The organism is Fodinisporobacter ferrooxydans (assembly GCF_022818495.1).
Lineage (GTDB): Bacteria > Bacillota > Bacilli > Tumebacillales > MYW30-H2 > Fodinisporobacter > Fodinisporobacter ferrooxydans.
The window spans coordinates 4,482,773-4,497,359 of the sequence record NZ_CP089291.1; the positions used below are offsets into that span (position 1 = coordinate 4,482,773).

Here is a 14,587-nt window from a genome sequence, read left to right on the forward strand (position 1 = left end):
TATCTATTCTTTCCCTTCTCTTCTCCAAAATTCCGCACCGTTTGATTCCGTTGCCTGGCCGCGACCCTGTTCCGAATTCAGAAACGTTAAAATTTCTTTGGCAAATGTCTCAATATCCCGAAATTGCCGGTACACACTTGCAAATCGCACATACGCCACACCATCAATGTCCCGCAGGCCGTTCATGATTTTTTCACCGATTGCATCGGAAGGGACTTCCCGTTCAAACTCCAATCGAATTTCCCGTTCCACTTGGTCAGTCAGTTGATCAATCGTGCTCATGGGAATCGGACGTTTTTCACACGCCTTGCGAATGCCGGTATACAGCTTGTCCCTGGAAAACTCTTCCCGCTTCCGGTCTTTTTTCACCACCATCAGCGGTGACATTTCCACTTTTTCATATGTAGTAAATCGCCGCATGCACGCTTCGTTGAAACATTCCCGACGTCTCCGCACAATGGTAAGATCTTCGCTGGTTCGGGATTCTAATACACGAGATGATTCATGCTGACAAAACGGACACCGCATTTTTATCCTCCCTGCTTTCTCGCCCGTGGCATGTATGGTTCCTTATCACAACCCTATATATAGAGTGGAAACTGATTAGTCAAACAGATTATCACACTAGATATAGTTTTGGTCAAGGAGCAGAATAGGGAAGAAAAACGCAAAAAACGGGAGTTAGGAATCAAAACGTCCCTCTAATGCATATCCTTTCCATAGATTGACCAAAGTCTGGCAAATTTCAGGATTGACTCATGAAAACAGTTGCCGCTGCAATTCCATTAATGTCTTGGCTACAAACTTGGGTTTTTGTTTGCAAGAGGAAAGATCGGAAACGTTTGAAAATCCGCTGAGCACAAGCGCCGAATCGACGCCATACGCATGCGCCGCAGCAATATCTGTCTCGATATTGTCCCCGATCATCAAAATTTCCGACTTTTCAATCGTTAGCGTTGGACGATGCATTCGCCAAGCCTTAAGCGCGTACTCCACAATCGTCAATGACGGCTTCCCGATCCAGATCGGCTGCCTGCCGGTTGCCGCACTCACACTTTGCATCAACGATCCGGCTCCGGGCAACAAACGGTCTTCTGACGGCAGCGCCCGGTCCGCATTCGTACCGATCAATAGCGCTCCATCCTGTACGTATTGACTCGCAATGCGCAATTTGTCATAGTTAAATTGACGGTCAATGCCAATCACCACAAATTGCGGATGTTCAGAAGTCAACTCTGCGTGAATATCTGTGAGAGCTTGCAACAATCCTTCTTCGCCAATGGCGTACACGGTAGGAGCACACTTTTGTTTTTGCGTTTGCTCCTCTATAAAGGCCGCCGTTGCCATGCTGGACGTATAGACTTCCGCGGCAGTTGCCGGAATTCCCATTTTGTTTAATTTGACCGTTACTTGCGCAGGAGTTTTCGAAGAATTGTTTGTCAAAAAAATGCAGGAACACCCGTACTCTTTGATCATTTGAACAAATTCCGGGGCGTCCGGAATCACGCGATCGCCTCTGTATAACGTTCCATCGAGATCAAATACAATCAGCCTATAGTTCAATTGGAAAACTCCTTTACCGTTCTGCATTCTCTGAACTGGCACAAGCATTGGCAAAAACAAAACATCCCGAACAAAATGCTCAAAGTGCGTGTTCGAGTGTAGTTATGACTACTTTTTGTACGAAAATAACATTTTCATGTGATGCGGTGGCTGAAAGGCCACATAAGTTTTGAACTCCCTCTCAAAGTATATGGGAAGGGCGAAGTAAATCTCAGCCTTTTGCAACACAGTTTGGGGATCCATCCAATAGTATGTAGAAAGGACGTGCTCATATGGTAACCCGCTGCACGGATCATGTATGGCAATTGTCATTGGCATCCCCTACATTAAAGCCTGCTACAACAACAAACACCTACTTGATCCATGACAAGGAAGAAGTGATCATTGTCGACCCGGGGTTTGATGCCCCTGCGAACACACAGATTATTTTACAGACGATTCAGGAACTCGGCAACCCGACGGTTACTGGAATTCTATTTTCACATTACCATAAAGACCATACACCCGGCGTTCGCGGATTGATGCAGCATCTATCCTGCCCCATCTATTGCCATGAGCTTGAGGCGAAGCAAGTCGATCGCTTGATTGCTCCTTGCAAACATACTAGCGTAGTAGAACAAGGCGACCGCATTCCAGTCGGAAAGCTCTCTGTAGATGTCCATCACACGCCAGGACATACGCCAGGGCATCTGGCCTTCCATATCCCTGAAGATGCGATACTTTTGACAGGCGATAGTGTCATCAGCCAAGGTTCCACCTGGATCGGCCCGCCGGATGGGCATATGCGGACATATTTGCAAACACTGGAATATTTAAAAACAATTCCGGCAGCATGCATCGGACCAGGTCATGGCCCGCTCATTCACGATCCACACAAAGCGATCCAATGGTTTATAACAAGGAGACTGGACAGGGAACAGCAAATCTTGGACATTCTCCGGCAAAACAAATCCGTTCGCGTAAGTGTGATTGTCGAACGATTGTACAAAGATCAGCTTCCTGCCGATATGATCTGGGTCGCTGAAAAAACGGCCCTTGCACATCTGATTAAACTGGAAGAAGACGGGCTTGCCCAAGAGATTGCCGAGACAATCCCGCAACAACTGTCGACACACACTGGGAAAGATTTGGAACAAGCGATTCCGAAAAAACGTAATGAAGTTCCGGACGCGAATCGCCGATTTGCCATTCTCCCAGGATCCCACATGGAAAAATAACAGACTGACGTGAAGCTATCCTACAAAAATCATGCACATGACTGTCGCGGAATCTCAGAAAAAACTGCTTACAAAAAGCGGCTTAGAATAGTGCGGCTATGTCTGCAAGCTGCTGCAAGCCTTTCAAACATTCCAAGGTTGGCGGCGCACAAACAATCTCTTTCCGTCCGTACATATCCAGGGCATCCGCAGGTTTGAGCCAAGCTTCGGCAGTCATTTCGTCACGGGAAGGTGTACTTGTCATCCCATCCGATACGCGTGTGATGAAAAATTTTGTGTAAAAACGGGCAACTCCCCCAGGCGGCGTCAAACGGCTTCCGATATACGACATCTGCCCGGCATCAAAACGGAGCTGCAACGTTTTTACCGCTTCCAAAAACGTGAGTTCTTTGTTCAGCAGTTTCTGTTGGCAAGCTTGTACTGTCATCTGAAACGCCGGCTGTAAAATTTTTTCAGATAGAGAATCGGACAGACAGATCAGCATTCCCGTCTCTTCGAACACTTCGCGAATGGCAGCAACAACAAAGACGCGATCCAATTCTTTCCCGCCTTTTTGCTGCCCATAAAACGTTCTGCAGTCTTCCCTTTCCGGCAGTATTTCGTATTGGTTGGCAAAATTGCAGACATATTCCAGCCATTCCTCTGCGTAATCACCCGGTTCCAACCCACCGCCCGGAAACACTGTATAGCCCGGCAGAAACTTCATCGTATCCGGGCGTTTCATCGTATATATGTCATATGCATGCACATCATCCGCTTGTAAACATTTCAGCAAAACCACTGTAGAAGCCATGCGTATCGGTACCATAGTCTCCTCCTTAAAACGTTTCTCATTTTGCAAGATCCTGTAACTATTCTATCACGTTTCATTCTATGATTCTGCCGATATCCTTTATATGCTTGGCGGAGCAAAAAACTACTGACAAAGGATATCAGTAGTTTATGATTCCGGCTTTACAATTGCAGTTTTACAATTGCTTTTCATTTAACAGGATTACGTCTAACAGGATTCCACCATTATTTTTTGGCCAAATGCGCCATTTTTGCTTGTTTTAAAAAACGGATCCGACGGTTAAGCAAAAGAAACGCAACCATGAACAACGGTGCGATGCTCCATGCAATCATGACAGGATCGCTATAAATAAGACTTGCCAGTATGCCTGTCAATGCCGCCAGAATAAATAGCGGAATCGAGAAGATCGGTTTCACAAAATAGAATATAACAGCAACCAGGATAAGCAGGGAAAACAGCAAACCTGCGCCGCCATCGCCTTCCAATTGAGGAATTTGGTTGACCGCTCCGACTCGGGCGATTACAGCCGCTTGCAGTCCGATGCATATGGCAACGATGATGTTGAGAATACCTAGTATGATTTTCAATCTCCTCACCCCAACGTATTGAAGAGATGCATAAAAGCTGTGCAAGCCGGACTTTTTCCACATTCTCTTCAAAATAGTAACGTATCTACTATTTAGTTTATGGTGAAAGATTTGAGATATTCTTCTTTATTCTTTTCTCTCAGTCCAAATACGAGATACAAGGCCATGAACATGGCCATACAAATGGCAGAAACGCGATACATGGCCGCATAGCCGATGGCAGTCGCCACAGTTCCCAGCAGCATCGATCCGACTGCGATGCCAAAATCGACGGAGCTATAAAACGCCCCGCTGCCAATTCCTCTTCTCTCCGGACTTAGCCGTTCAAACATCCAGGCTTGCAACGCCGGCTGCAAGATTCCATAGCCCATGCCGTAACAGATGGCTGAAAACAGGAATATTCCCATATTCGCCGCATAGGACAACAGCAACAAACCAGCTGTCAAACACACGGCACCGATCGGCAAAACAACGCGATGCCCTTTTTTATCGTACAATTTTCCCGACACCGGGCGAACGAGTACGACCGCTCCGGCATTCACCAGGAAATACCAGCCTACATTTGCAATATGCACCTCTTTCCCAAACAGCGTGATAAAACTTACCAATCCGCCATACGTAATCGACATCAGCAGCAGCAAGATACAGGGTAGAATAATGCTCGGATCATAAAAATCATGGATCCAGGATTGGGGCTTGTGCTGCCGTTTCACGGATTGTTTCATTTTTAGCGTGCGGATCAAAGGCAGGATCGCAATCGTCAGCAGTACGAGTCCAAAGCTGGTATAAACAAGTGGATGAAATCCCATTGTATTGTACATGCCGATTCCAATCACAGGAGCAATTGCCATGGCCAAGCTCGTTGACAATCCAAAATACCCCATGCCTTCCCCTAATCGTGTTGCCGGTATCAGATCTGCTGCCAACGTTCCGTATGTTGTCGTCGTCAACCCGAATCCGATGCCATACAAGATTCGTACAATCAATAAGGAACCAACCGATGTGGCTAAATAATAACCGGCCGTCGCAACTCCGTAGACCAATATTCCCAACCAGATTAGGATCCGCTTATCTACTGCCAACAGCGCCTTTCCCGCTGCAAAACGGGTCAGCACCGCAGTAACCGCCCAGGCGGCGATCGATAATCCAATCAGGCTGTTGCCGCCAATCGACGAATGAATATAGGAAGACAAGGCCGGTGTAATCATTTGCAAATTCATAAAAACAAAAAACGTGGAAAGTGTAACAAGTATAAAATCTCGTGTCCAAAGTCTTTGCATCAATCGTTTCTCTCCTGCTCCATTGCAATTTCACCATTTTGTTGTCGATCAGCCTTGTTATACGACCAGCATATCATTTTGCGGCCGCCAGCTTTCGATTGGTGATTTTTTTGCTTTTAGTTTTTCTGTTTCACATCTGCCTGCAGCCGTTCCAGTTCTTTGTTTACATTGGCTTGCAAAACATCAAACATTTCCCTTAGCAAGCTCAATTTTTCATCGGATACGGTTTGCAAAATCGTCCCCAACGTGGCTTTTTCAATCGCTGCAAGTGATTGAATGCAAGATTTCCCATGTTCGGTCAAAAAAACAAAAAAAGACCGTCGATCTTCCGTATTTGCCTGCTTTTGGATCGCCCCTTTTCGTTCCAAATGATCCAAGATCCGCGTAATGGTCGTTTTGTCTTTATGAGCACGCTGGGCCAATTCTGTCGGATGGATGCCATCTGTCCCATTGATGCAGCATAATACGACCCATTGTTCCGGCGTTAGATCAAAGGGTTTAAACATAACTGTCATCAAATAATTGATTTTTCGATAGGTTTGGCCCAACTGAAATCCAATCGACCGCTCTAATGAATTATGTTCCATCCATAAAACCCCTCGTTTCAAAAAATAATATCCGTTTAAATTAGTTGTTACGCTTATTATATGCCAAACAACTAATTTTCGTCAAAAAATTTTCATACCGAATCCTGCAATAAAGTTTTCGTTACGACAGTAACAGAGTGCAAAAAGGACGCATCCAATCGAATGCGCCAAATGTTGTTCTATATAAAAGGGGGTCAAAATGAAAAAGTTTTAATTATTCCGGATAATTGACTGCTTGATTCACACAGGTCGGAAGCGCTTTTTGATGCAGTCCTGCCATGAGATTCCGAGCCGCCAATCGGGCCATCCGGCTGCGGGTTTCATATGTAGCACTGCCGACATGCGGCGTAATGATGACATTGCGAAGACCCAATAGCGGATGATCGGCAGGAAGGGGTTCCGGGTCTGTAACATCCAGCGCCGCATACGCAATCTCCCGCTTCGTTAATGCATGGTACAACGCATCCGTGTCGACAACAGCACCCCTTGCTACATTGATAAAATATGCTGATGGCTTCATTTTGCGAAATTGTTCGGTTCCCATAAGCCCCCGTGTTTGTTCATGTAAAGGTACAAGCACGACAACAATGTCAGCCTGACGCAATAGGTCATCCAGCGACGCATAAGTCACTTGCAGCTGCTCTTCGTCTCCGCGACGGGATCGATTGGAATAGATCACCTGCATCCCGAACGCCTGCGCCCGTTTTGCCACCGCGACTCCGATTTTCCCCATGCCGATAATCCCCAACGTTTTCCCGAACAAATCCATGCCAAAGGGAACATCGAAATTATTTTTCCAGTTGCCTGAGCGAACTTGCTCCCAGCCTTCGTGAATTCTTCGCACAGCAGACAAAAGCAGCCCGAAAGTCAGATCTGCCGTCGTCTCTTCCAATACTCCCGGTGTATTGCTGAAAGGTATTCCGCGGCTGGTGCATGCTGCAATATCCACATTGTCATAGCCTACAGATGCTTGCGAAACTACCTTCAGTTTGGGCGCTTTGTCCAGCAATTCATCATCGACCCGGACACTCCCCGTAGCAAACAATCCGTCCGCATCCGCGACCCACTCAAGCACAAGATCCCGCGGGATAGGATACGCATGTTCCCAGATTTTCAATTCACACTCCTGCTCAAGCATTTGCAACGCTGCAGGCAATTGAGTACCTGTGCACACCACTTTGAATGGTTTCATCAGGCTTTCCCCTCTCTTTGCATTCCAGATTGTTGAAATCCCCAGATTTGATCGTACCACTCGATTCTATCGTGTCAATACTTGGCATTTGCATTGTACGGAATGTGGGATTTGGGTAAAAAACGCTTCCGAATCAAACGGGTTGTTCCCTAATTTTATCATTATGGTTATTCTAAGAGATTTGAAAATTTGTTCAAAAGGATCAAACCCAAAAAACAAGATTGACAGACAAATTTGTCGTTGTTATTATATACATAACATATGTTACGGATAGTAACATATGAAAAATACACTTTTCAATCGTTACTGTAATGGCTTTCATATGTAAGATAGAAGAACAACAAGGAGTGGTACAGAAATGTCTATTTATCGCCTATTGCAATTGCGTGAGAAAGAAGGACAATCGATAGGAGTTGCCGTAATCGGTGCAGGACAAATGGGATTCGGAATGATTTCCCAAATTTCAAGAGTTCCTGGGATGCAAGTTCGGGGAGTTGCGGATATCAATAAACAAGCTGCAGAAAATGCTGTTGACTTTTACTTGTCACAACTCGAACAAAAACATCCGGTTGCCGTTAGCGATGATTTTCGTCAGGTGATTCAGCAGGATTCTGTCGATGTCGTGGTTGACGCAACAGGCGTCCCGGAAGTCGGTGCAAAAGTTGCTCTGCAAGCGTTGCTTGCCAGGAAACATCTGGTCTTGTTGAATGTCGAAGTCGATGTTACGATTGGGTCTATTCTAGCGAAAATGTTTACTTCTGCAAATTTGGTATATACAGGTTCTGCGGGTGATGAACCGGCTGCAACGTTAGAGCTGTTCGAATTTGCAAAAACCATGGGCTTAGATGTGGTGGTTGCTGGTAAAGGAAAAAACAATCCGTTTATTCCGACTGCAAATCCGGATACCTGTGCGGAAGAAGCAAAACGCAAACACATGAGTTCGCACATGTTGGCAGCGTTTCAAGATGGAACGAAAACAATGGCAGAAATGAACTTGCTTAGTAACGCAACAGGATTTATTCCAGACAAAGTAGGAATGCATGGTGTTTCAGCAGACGTAAAAACCGTAGGAGACAAGCTTAAGCTTACATCCGAGGGTGGCGTTCTTGACAAATATGGAGTCGTCGAGTATGTGCACGGATTGGCACCTGGCGTATTTGTAATCGTTCACAGCCCATTAAAACCTGTTGATGATGAATTGCGGTATCTATCTGTCGGAAAAGGGCCATACTACACCTTATACCGTCCATATCACTTGGCAAGTTTGGAAACACCGATCTCTGTGGCGAGAGCAATTCTTTTAAACGATCCTACCATCGCGCCAATTGGTGGTCCCATTTCTGAAACCGTTGCCGTTGCAAAACGTAACATCAATGCAGGCGAACGTGTGGATGGTATCGGAGGATACTCCGTTCGCGGAGTCATTGAAACACACAATGACACGATAGCAAATGGTCACATTCCCATTGGTTTGATCGCAGGCCACGCCGTTGCAAAACGTAACATTCCAGAAGGCCGGTTTTTGACAACAGATGACATCGAACTTGATTCAACCACTACCGTTTGGCACTTGCGAAAATTGCAAGACGGCTTGTTTTAACAAGCCGTCTCCATTCAATACAGAAAAGGAGAGATTACAGTGAATGCGTTTTCGCTTATTTCCATTGTCGCATTGGCTTGGCTAGTACAATACGCATTTACAATGGTTCAAATTCGCCATTATCGAGCTGCTATGAAAGCATTAATTGACGAATTTAGGGGGGTGAATGGATTTCATCTATTCTCAGGCATTTCAAGAAAAGCATTAGGTAGTGGCGCTATTGTCTTATTAATCGTCGACGAAGAGTATCAAATTCGCAAATGCCAAATTTTATCCGGAATGTCTGTATTTGCGCGGTTTCAACCCTTCACAAAATATGAAGGAAAACACATCCAAGAAATACTAAAGGAAACAGAAAGCACGATCCACGCGAAACGAAAGGTTTCCGCAAAACAAAAGTCTTTAGCAAAAGCATTTCATATGGCAGTAGAAAATGCCATCCGAAGCATTTCGGAACGCCAAAAAAACAATCTATTGATTGTAAGTTAAACTATCTGAATTTTAGTATAGGAGGAATTACACATGGGCTGGATTGAATGGATCGGTTCTCACTTTATTGGAATGTTTAACGCTGGTGGACAAACGTTTGTCGGTTTGGTTTCAGGAATTATTCCTACCTTGGTTGTGTTGCTAACCTTTACAAATACCATCGTCAAACTCATCGGAGAAGAACGAACCAATCGTGCGATTCGCTTTGCATCGAAGTATTTAATTTTGCGGTATACTGTGATGCCAGTGTTGGCGGTTTTGATTTTGACAAATCCTATGGCCTACACATTCGGGAAATTTTTGCCGGAAAAACAAAAGCCTGCATTCTATGATTCCGCTGTTTCGTTTGTTCACCCGGTAACCGCTTTCTTCCCATATGCCAATGCCGGTGAACTCTTTGTTTGGCTAGGTATTGCAGATGGTATTCAAAAAGCTGGATATTCAATCGCTCCACTTGCTGTTCGTTACTTTTTGATTGGTATCGTCGTGATCTTTATTCGTGGTGTTGTAACCGAGTACATCACAAAATACCTGGCAGCACGTATGGAACATAAATCGAACAATTTGGTTTCAAAATCGGCTTAATATTGGGAGGGAAAAAACATGGCACAAGCTGTATTTGTAAAAAAAGGATCTGGTGGTTGGGGAACAGGTTTAACCTTGATACCTGATGAAAAACGTAATAAAGTTGTTTCTGTAACAGGCGGTGGCATCCATCCGGTTGCACAACGGATCGCTGAACTCGCTGGTGTGGAAGCCGTCGACGGATTTTCGAAATCGTATCCGGAAGACGAAATGCTGTGTGTCGTCATCAATTGTGGCGGAACGGCTCGGATTGGAGTATATCCCATGAAACGGATTCCAACAGTCGATGTGTTGCCATCTTCTCCGTCCGGACCCTTGTCAAAATTCATTAAAGAAGATATCTTTGTATCCGGAGTTGCGGTTCAGGATATTGTTTTAGCAGATGGTGCACCGGTTCCGTCCGTTGCTAAAGCAGAACCAGAATCTGTGTCATCTGCAGATGCAAAACAAAAAGTGCAAGATGCAAAACAAAACGTGGAAAGAGTGAAACCTTCTTCCGGTTGGTTGTTGAGACTCTCACAATCGATCGGGTATGTGATCGGTGTGCTTTATCAATCCGGACGTGATTCGGTGGATATGCTGCTGAAAAACATCATCCCGTTCATGGCATTCGTCAGTATGCTGATGGGTATTATCACGTATACAGGTCTTGGAAAAATATTGGCACACGGGCTTGTACCTCTTGCCGGCTCCTTAGGTGGATTGATCGTGTTGGTTATCATTTGTACGTTGCCATTTCTATCACCAATTCTTGGACCTGGTGCCGTTATCGCACAAATCATCGGCGTATTAGTGGGTTCGCAGATAGCCCAAAAAGCGATCAACCCAGCTTATGCATTGCCTGCCTTGTTTGCGATTGATGGGCAAGTCGGTTGTGACTTTGTTCCGGTCGGTTTGTCTCTTGGAGAAGCAAGCCCGGAAACGATTGAATATGGAGTTCCTGCTGTTCTATACAGCCGGTTGATCACTGGGGTTGCTGCCGTTGTCATTGCATATTTTGCAAGTTTTGGATTGTATTAAAAACTAATATTTCCCATTCTTTGTTATTCAATTAACTGGATTAACTGAACTTGTTTCGACGACATCAGGAGGAATTGCAATAATGAAAACATCGGTTGTTTCATCAATTGGCCCAATGGCCCTTGCGTTTGAAGATGAAAAAGTCATCATTTTGTTTGGTCCCAAAGCACCCAATGAATTAAAAGACGTTTCCATTATTCATGAAACCAAAGAATATGATTACCAACCACTTAAAGTAGGAACCCGCCTAGTACTTGGAACACATGAATACACAATCGAAAAAATAGGAACAGAAGCCTATAATAACTTAACAGAATTGGGGCATATCTCAGTGTATTTTACCGATGCACCTGCAGAAGTGCTTCCGGGTTCGATTTACGTAACACCTCATATATTCCCACGCTTAACACCCGGAGATGAAATTAAATTTTTGTAAATTCGATTCGGATCTCAATTGAGATCCGCCTTTTTATTAAAATGAGGTTTTACAAAATAAAATTTGGTTTCAATCCCCTTCCCCCCTTGAGGTGAAGCTAATTTGAACTTTTCGTGTTGATTGAAGTTCTAGTATAGAAAAACATAGTGGATTCTTGTAGAATATACAAAGTAACTTTTCTCTCCTTTGAGGAAACGGCGGCTTTGTTACTTGAATTTTTTACAATTGGAGTAAAGTCCTTTTATGTCTTAAGATGTGCATAAGGACAAATAACATAATTGTTTTACAAATTACGCACATGATTTTCATGGGATACCATGAAAGCGAGGTGAAAGGACTATGGCATATTCTGACGATACGAGAATTCTGATTAAAATTGCTCGCATGTACTATGAAGAAGGCGCAACCCAAGCGGAAATCGCAGAAGTACTCGGAGTCTCTCGTCCATTAATCTCTAAATATTTAACCAAAGCAAAAGAATCAAGACTAGTCGAAATTCGGATTCATGATGAAATGGCACATACGTATAGCTCTTTGGAATCAACTTTGGAAAAAAAGTTCAATCTCCGGGAAGCAATTGTGATTGATGAAATTAACAGTCCTGCCGGAAAACATAATCTGGGAGCAGCAGCTGGAAATTACCTGTTGCGCGTAGTCAAAAAAAATCACACCATCGGTGTCTCTTCCGGAACCACACTGGTAGAAGTAGCAACGGCAATGCCTGGAGGCAATCTTCCAAATGTAATAGTTGTACCGCTTGTGGGCGGGATGGGAGATGAGCGTTTAGACATTCACGCGAACCAATTGGCTGTTCAAATCGCAGAACGGTTGCAGGCAGACTACAAACTTTTGCATGCACCTGTTGTTGTCGATTCTCCGGAGGCAAAAACTCTGTTTTTGGAGCAATCTTCGATTGCTGAAGTTTTCAACTTGGCCAGTCATTGTGACATTGCCATTGTTGGAATCGGAGGAGCTCCGGAACATTCCACTATGGTCAAAAACTATTTCGGTCCCAATTTTCAAAAGGAATTTACAGAATCAGATGTGATCGGAGATATTTGTTACAATTTTATTAACCAAAAAGGGGAAGCTAGCTCCATCTCCTGGAATGAACGTGTTTTATCGCTGCCTCTTGAAACATTAAAAGCCATTCCCCTTGTGATTGGAGTTGCCCACGGCGAGGAAAAAGTACAATCCATTCGCGCAGCCCTTACAGGAGGCTTGGTCAATGTACTGGTGACCGATGAACCAACGGCGCAACAATTAATACAAGATTAAAAAACGCCCAATTTGCGGGCGTTTTTTTAAAATCAAATCAGTATTTGATCTAGGTCATTGGTTTTTCTTTCTCCAGCTTTTTGATTCCCTCTACTTCATGATACAATCGAAACGGTTTGCTTACCATGCGTAAAGGCAATCGCATCATTTTTCTTAATTCACCCAATTTGATTTCTTGTTCGATTTCTTGTTTCATTCGTTTGGGTTTGGTTAATGCCCGTTCAACCAGCCTGCCATATACTTCTTTTGAGAGTGTTCCGTTAACCACAATTTTCCCACATGTTTCACATGTAATTTTATAGATGATTCCGTTGATATACACAACCGTATGGAGGGAATCTTTCGCACATTGAACACAAAACAATTCGGTCTCTACTTCTCTTTTGTACATCGAATCGCCTACGATCCATACGAATCTAGGCTTCCTCCCTTCGTTTTAAAACGTTTGTCTTACCTCAGAAACATCTTCTATCCTTAACTATAACCTTTTTGAAGCAATTATAAAATAGGTTGTATGACGATTTAACAAAAAACCTGAGTGCAAGAAACTCACTCAGGTTTTTTTATTTAAGAATGGATACCGGTACCTAGCCATTTCGCTGCCATTTCGAACATTGTTTCCGATACAGTTGGGTGTGGGAAAATCATATTTGCCATTTCCTCCACGGTTCCTTCTAAATGGATAAATGCCGATGGCGTCGATATCATTTCTGTTACGTGGGGACCGACCAATACGACCCCTAAGATTTCTCCGTATGTTTCATCCGCAATCAGCTTCACAAAGCCATCTTTTTGATCCATTGCAATAGATTTTCCGTTTGCGGAATGACGATACACATCTACTTTGACTCGGTATCCTTGTTTTCTTGCTTCTTCTTCTGTCAGTCCTACACTCGCAATTTCCGGGAGCGTATAGATGCAACGAGGAACCACTTTGTAATCCATCGCTGTGCGGTGTCCAGAAGCGTTGAGTGCCGCCACTATGCCTTCCGCACTTGCAACGTGTGCCAGTTGCCAACCACCAATGAGATCCCCTACAGCGTAAATGCCTTTGCTGCTTGTCTCCATGTATTCATTGACCGCAACAAACGGTCCATTCATGGTCAAATTCAATTCTGCAATAGCCGCTAGGTTCGGTCTGCGCCCCACCGCAATCAACAGTTCGCTTATTGCAAGCTCTTGCATCACACCGTTTGCATCGGTGATCTGTACCGCTTTTCCGTTAGGTCTTGTTCCAACCGCTTCGACTTTCGTGTCCGTGAACACCCGGATTCCTTTTTTCTTCAATGTTTTGAGAAGTACAGTAGAGGCATCTGGATCTTCGTTTGGCACCAACCGGTTTGCCATTTCCACAACCGTTACTTTGGTCCCCAAGCTTTCGAATATACAGGCAAACTCGACACCGATAACACCACCTCCAATGATTGCAATGGATTCCGGAATTTCAGAGATCCCAAAAATCGTATCACTGGTATAGTAGGAAACAGCATCAGTTCCCGAAATCGGAGGCACAAACGGAACCGAACCGGTTGCCAGAATAATCGAATCCGCCTGTATGACCGTGGATTCTTTCCCTTCAATTCGAATGGTTTTGTCCGCTTGTACCGTACCCCATCCTTGGAACACATCGACTTTTCCGGCCTTTAGAAGTGAAGCAATTCCCGTACGCAATGTTTGAATCACTTGATCTTTCCGAGCCATCATTTTCTCAAGAGAAAACGTAAGTTCCCCTGTTTCAATTCCCCATTTTTTGGCCGATCGAATATCTTCAATCACTTCAGCATGACGCAAAAGGGTCTTCGATGGAATACAGCCGCGGTTGAGACACGTTCCTCCCAATTGATCCGCTTCGATCAATGCGACCGTTTGCCCTTCTTTGGCTGCCCGAATCGCCGCCACATACCCTCCTGGACCACCGCCAACGATCGCAACGTTATATGTTTTCATCCGGTTTGACCTC

The 14,587-nt window shown here is 44.5% G+C and carries 16 protein-coding genes; 7 read left to right on the forward strand and 9 right to left on the reverse strand.

Annotation, left to right across the window (positions count from 1 at the left end):
* Window positions 1-3: 3 nt before the first annotated feature.
* Together nrdR and LSG31_RS21510 are read right to left on the reverse strand one after the other, a co-directional pair.
* The gene (gene nrdR / locus LSG31_RS21505; protein WP_347437076.1) at window positions 4-528 is read right to left on the reverse strand and encodes a transcriptional regulator NrdR; all 525 of its coding nucleotides are present in this window, start codon (window positions 526-528) and stop codon (window positions 4-6) included.
* Window positions 529-756: 228 nt separating this feature from the next.
* Window positions 757-1,563: an HAD-IIA family hydrolase gene (locus tag LSG31_RS21510; protein ID WP_347437077.1), complete on the reverse strand. Its 807-nt coding sequence runs from the start codon at window positions 1,561-1,563 to the stop codon at window positions 757-759.
* A gap of 272 nt (window positions 1,564-1,835) precedes the next feature.
* Here LSG31_RS21510 and LSG31_RS21515 point away from each other — a divergent pair, with 272 nt between their 5' ends.
* Complete coding sequence (locus tag LSG31_RS21515; protein WP_347437078.1) at window positions 1,836-2,780, forward strand: MBL fold metallo-hydrolase; 945 nt, start codon at window positions 1,836-1,838, stop codon at window positions 2,778-2,780.
* 82 nt (window positions 2,781-2,862) lie between these two features.
* Here the strand turns inward: LSG31_RS21515 and LSG31_RS21520 are convergent, their stop codons facing one another.
* From LSG31_RS21520 to LSG31_RS21540, 5 genes are all read right to left on the reverse strand, one after another.
* Window positions 2,863-3,588, reverse strand: coding sequence for an NUDIX hydrolase (locus tag LSG31_RS21520; RefSeq protein WP_347437079.1), 726 nt, complete (start codon window positions 3,586-3,588; stop codon window positions 2,863-2,865).
* 209 nt (window positions 3,589-3,797) lie between these two features.
* Window positions 3,798-4,160, reverse strand: a complete 363-nt coding sequence (locus tag LSG31_RS21525) for a hypothetical protein (protein ID WP_347437080.1) — start codon at window positions 4,158-4,160, stop codon at window positions 3,798-3,800.
* Between the two features lie 92 nt (window positions 4,161-4,252).
* Window positions 4,253-5,440: an MFS transporter gene (locus LSG31_RS21530; RefSeq protein WP_347439581.1), complete on the reverse strand. Its 1,188-nt coding sequence runs from the start codon at window positions 5,438-5,440 to the stop codon at window positions 4,253-4,255.
* A gap of 116 nt (window positions 5,441-5,556) precedes the next feature.
* Window positions 5,557-6,027, reverse strand: a complete 471-nt coding sequence (locus LSG31_RS21535) for a MarR family winged helix-turn-helix transcriptional regulator (protein WP_347437081.1) — start codon at window positions 6,025-6,027, stop codon at window positions 5,557-5,559.
* Between the two features lie 214 nt (window positions 6,028-6,241).
* Window positions 6,242-7,219 carry a 2-hydroxyacid dehydrogenase gene (locus LSG31_RS21540; RefSeq protein WP_347437082.1) on the reverse strand — a complete coding sequence of 326 codons (978 nt, stop codon included), beginning with the start codon at window positions 7,217-7,219 and terminating at the stop codon, window positions 6,242-6,244.
* Between the two features lie 358 nt (window positions 7,220-7,577).
* Between LSG31_RS21540 and LSG31_RS21545 the strand changes: the two genes are divergently transcribed.
* The 6 genes from LSG31_RS21545 (at window position 7,578) to LSG31_RS21570 (ending at window position 12,627) form a co-directional block, all read left to right on the forward strand.
* A complete protein-coding gene (locus tag LSG31_RS21545; RefSeq protein WP_347437083.1) occupies window positions 7,578-8,819 on the forward strand; it encodes an NAD(P)H-dependent oxidoreductase in 1,242 nt (413 codons plus the stop codon).
* 39 nt (window positions 8,820-8,858) lie between these two features.
* Complete coding sequence (locus LSG31_RS21550; RefSeq protein WP_347437084.1) at window positions 8,859-9,308, forward strand: transcriptional regulator GutM; 450 nt, start codon at window positions 8,859-8,861, stop codon at window positions 9,306-9,308.
* Between the two features lie 33 nt (window positions 9,309-9,341).
* A complete protein-coding gene (gene srlA, locus LSG31_RS21555) occupies window positions 9,342-9,893 on the forward strand; it encodes a PTS glucitol/sorbitol transporter subunit IIC (protein WP_347437085.1) in 552 nt (183 codons plus the stop codon).
* An 18-nt stretch (window positions 9,894-9,911) separates the two neighbouring features.
* Window positions 9,912-10,913: a PTS glucitol/sorbitol transporter subunit IIB gene (gene srlE, locus LSG31_RS21560; protein WP_347437086.1), complete on the forward strand. Its 1,002-nt coding sequence runs from the start codon at window positions 9,912-9,914 to the stop codon at window positions 10,911-10,913.
* Window positions 10,914-10,995: 82 nt separating this feature from the next.
* Window positions 10,996-11,349: a PTS glucitol/sorbitol transporter subunit IIA gene (locus LSG31_RS21565; RefSeq protein ID WP_347437087.1), complete on the forward strand. Its 354-nt coding sequence runs from the start codon at window positions 10,996-10,998 to the stop codon at window positions 11,347-11,349.
* A gap of 339 nt (window positions 11,350-11,688) precedes the next feature.
* Window positions 11,689-12,627 (forward strand): sugar-binding transcriptional regulator, encoded by a 939-nt coding sequence (locus LSG31_RS21570; protein ID WP_347437088.1) that lies wholly within the window; start codon window positions 11,689-11,691, stop codon window positions 12,625-12,627.
* 49 nt (window positions 12,628-12,676) lie between these two features.
* Here LSG31_RS21570 and LSG31_RS21575 read toward each other — a convergent pair whose 3' ends face one another.
* Together LSG31_RS21575 and lpdA are read right to left on the reverse strand one after the other, a co-directional pair.
* The gene (locus LSG31_RS21575; protein WP_347437089.1) at window positions 12,677-13,018 is read right to left on the reverse strand and encodes a hypothetical protein; all 342 of its coding nucleotides are present in this window, start codon (window positions 13,016-13,018) and stop codon (window positions 12,677-12,679) included.
* A 176-nt stretch (window positions 13,019-13,194) separates the two neighbouring features.
* On the reverse strand, window positions 13,195-14,574 hold the full coding sequence (gene lpdA / locus LSG31_RS21580; protein ID WP_347437090.1) for a dihydrolipoyl dehydrogenase: 1,380 nt from the start codon (window positions 14,572-14,574) through the stop codon (window positions 13,195-13,197).
* Window positions 14,575-14,587 lie beyond the last annotated feature (13 nt).

Excerpts from the sequence above, each read along its gene's own strand:
- nrdR (WP_347437076.1), bottom strand. The coding sequence starts at position 528 with ATGCGGTGTCCGTTTTGTCAGCATGAATCATCTCGTGTATTAGAATCC.
- LSG31_RS21515 (WP_347437078.1), top strand. The coding sequence starts at position 1,836 with ATGGTAACCCGCTGCACGGATCATGTATGGCAATTGTCATTGGCATCC.
- LSG31_RS21520 (WP_347437079.1), bottom strand. The coding sequence starts at position 3,588 with ATGGTACCGATACGCATGGCTTCTACAGTGGTTTTGCTGAAATGTTTA.
- LSG31_RS21530 (WP_347439581.1), bottom strand. The coding sequence starts at position 5,440 with ATGCAAAGACTTTGGACACGAGATTTTATACTTGTTACACTTTCCACG.
- LSG31_RS21535 (WP_347437081.1), bottom strand. The coding sequence starts at position 6,027 with ATGGAACATAATTCATTAGAGCGGTCGATTGGATTTCAGTTGGGCCAA.
- LSG31_RS21540 (WP_347437082.1), bottom strand. The coding sequence starts at position 7,219 with ATGAAACCATTCAAAGTGGTGTGCACAGGTACTCAATTGCCTGCAGCG.
- LSG31_RS21545 (WP_347437083.1), top strand. The coding sequence starts at position 7,578 with ATGTCTATTTATCGCCTATTGCAATTGCGTGAGAAAGAAGGACAATCG.
- srlA (WP_347437085.1), top strand. The coding sequence starts at position 9,342 with ATGGGCTGGATTGAATGGATCGGTTCTCACTTTATTGGAATGTTTAAC.
- srlE (WP_347437086.1), top strand. The coding sequence starts at position 9,912 with ATGGCACAAGCTGTATTTGTAAAAAAAGGATCTGGTGGTTGGGGAACA.
- LSG31_RS21565 (WP_347437087.1), top strand. The coding sequence starts at position 10,996 with ATGAAAACATCGGTTGTTTCATCAATTGGCCCAATGGCCCTTGCGTTT.
- LSG31_RS21570 (WP_347437088.1), top strand. The coding sequence starts at position 11,689 with ATGGCATATTCTGACGATACGAGAATTCTGATTAAAATTGCTCGCATG.
- LSG31_RS21575 (WP_347437089.1), bottom strand. The coding sequence starts at position 13,018 with ATGTACAAAAGAGAAGTAGAGACCGAATTGTTTTGTGTTCAATGTGCG.
- lpdA (WP_347437090.1), bottom strand. The coding sequence starts at position 14,574 with ATGAAAACATATAACGTTGCGATCGTTGGCGGTGGTCCAGGAGGGTAT.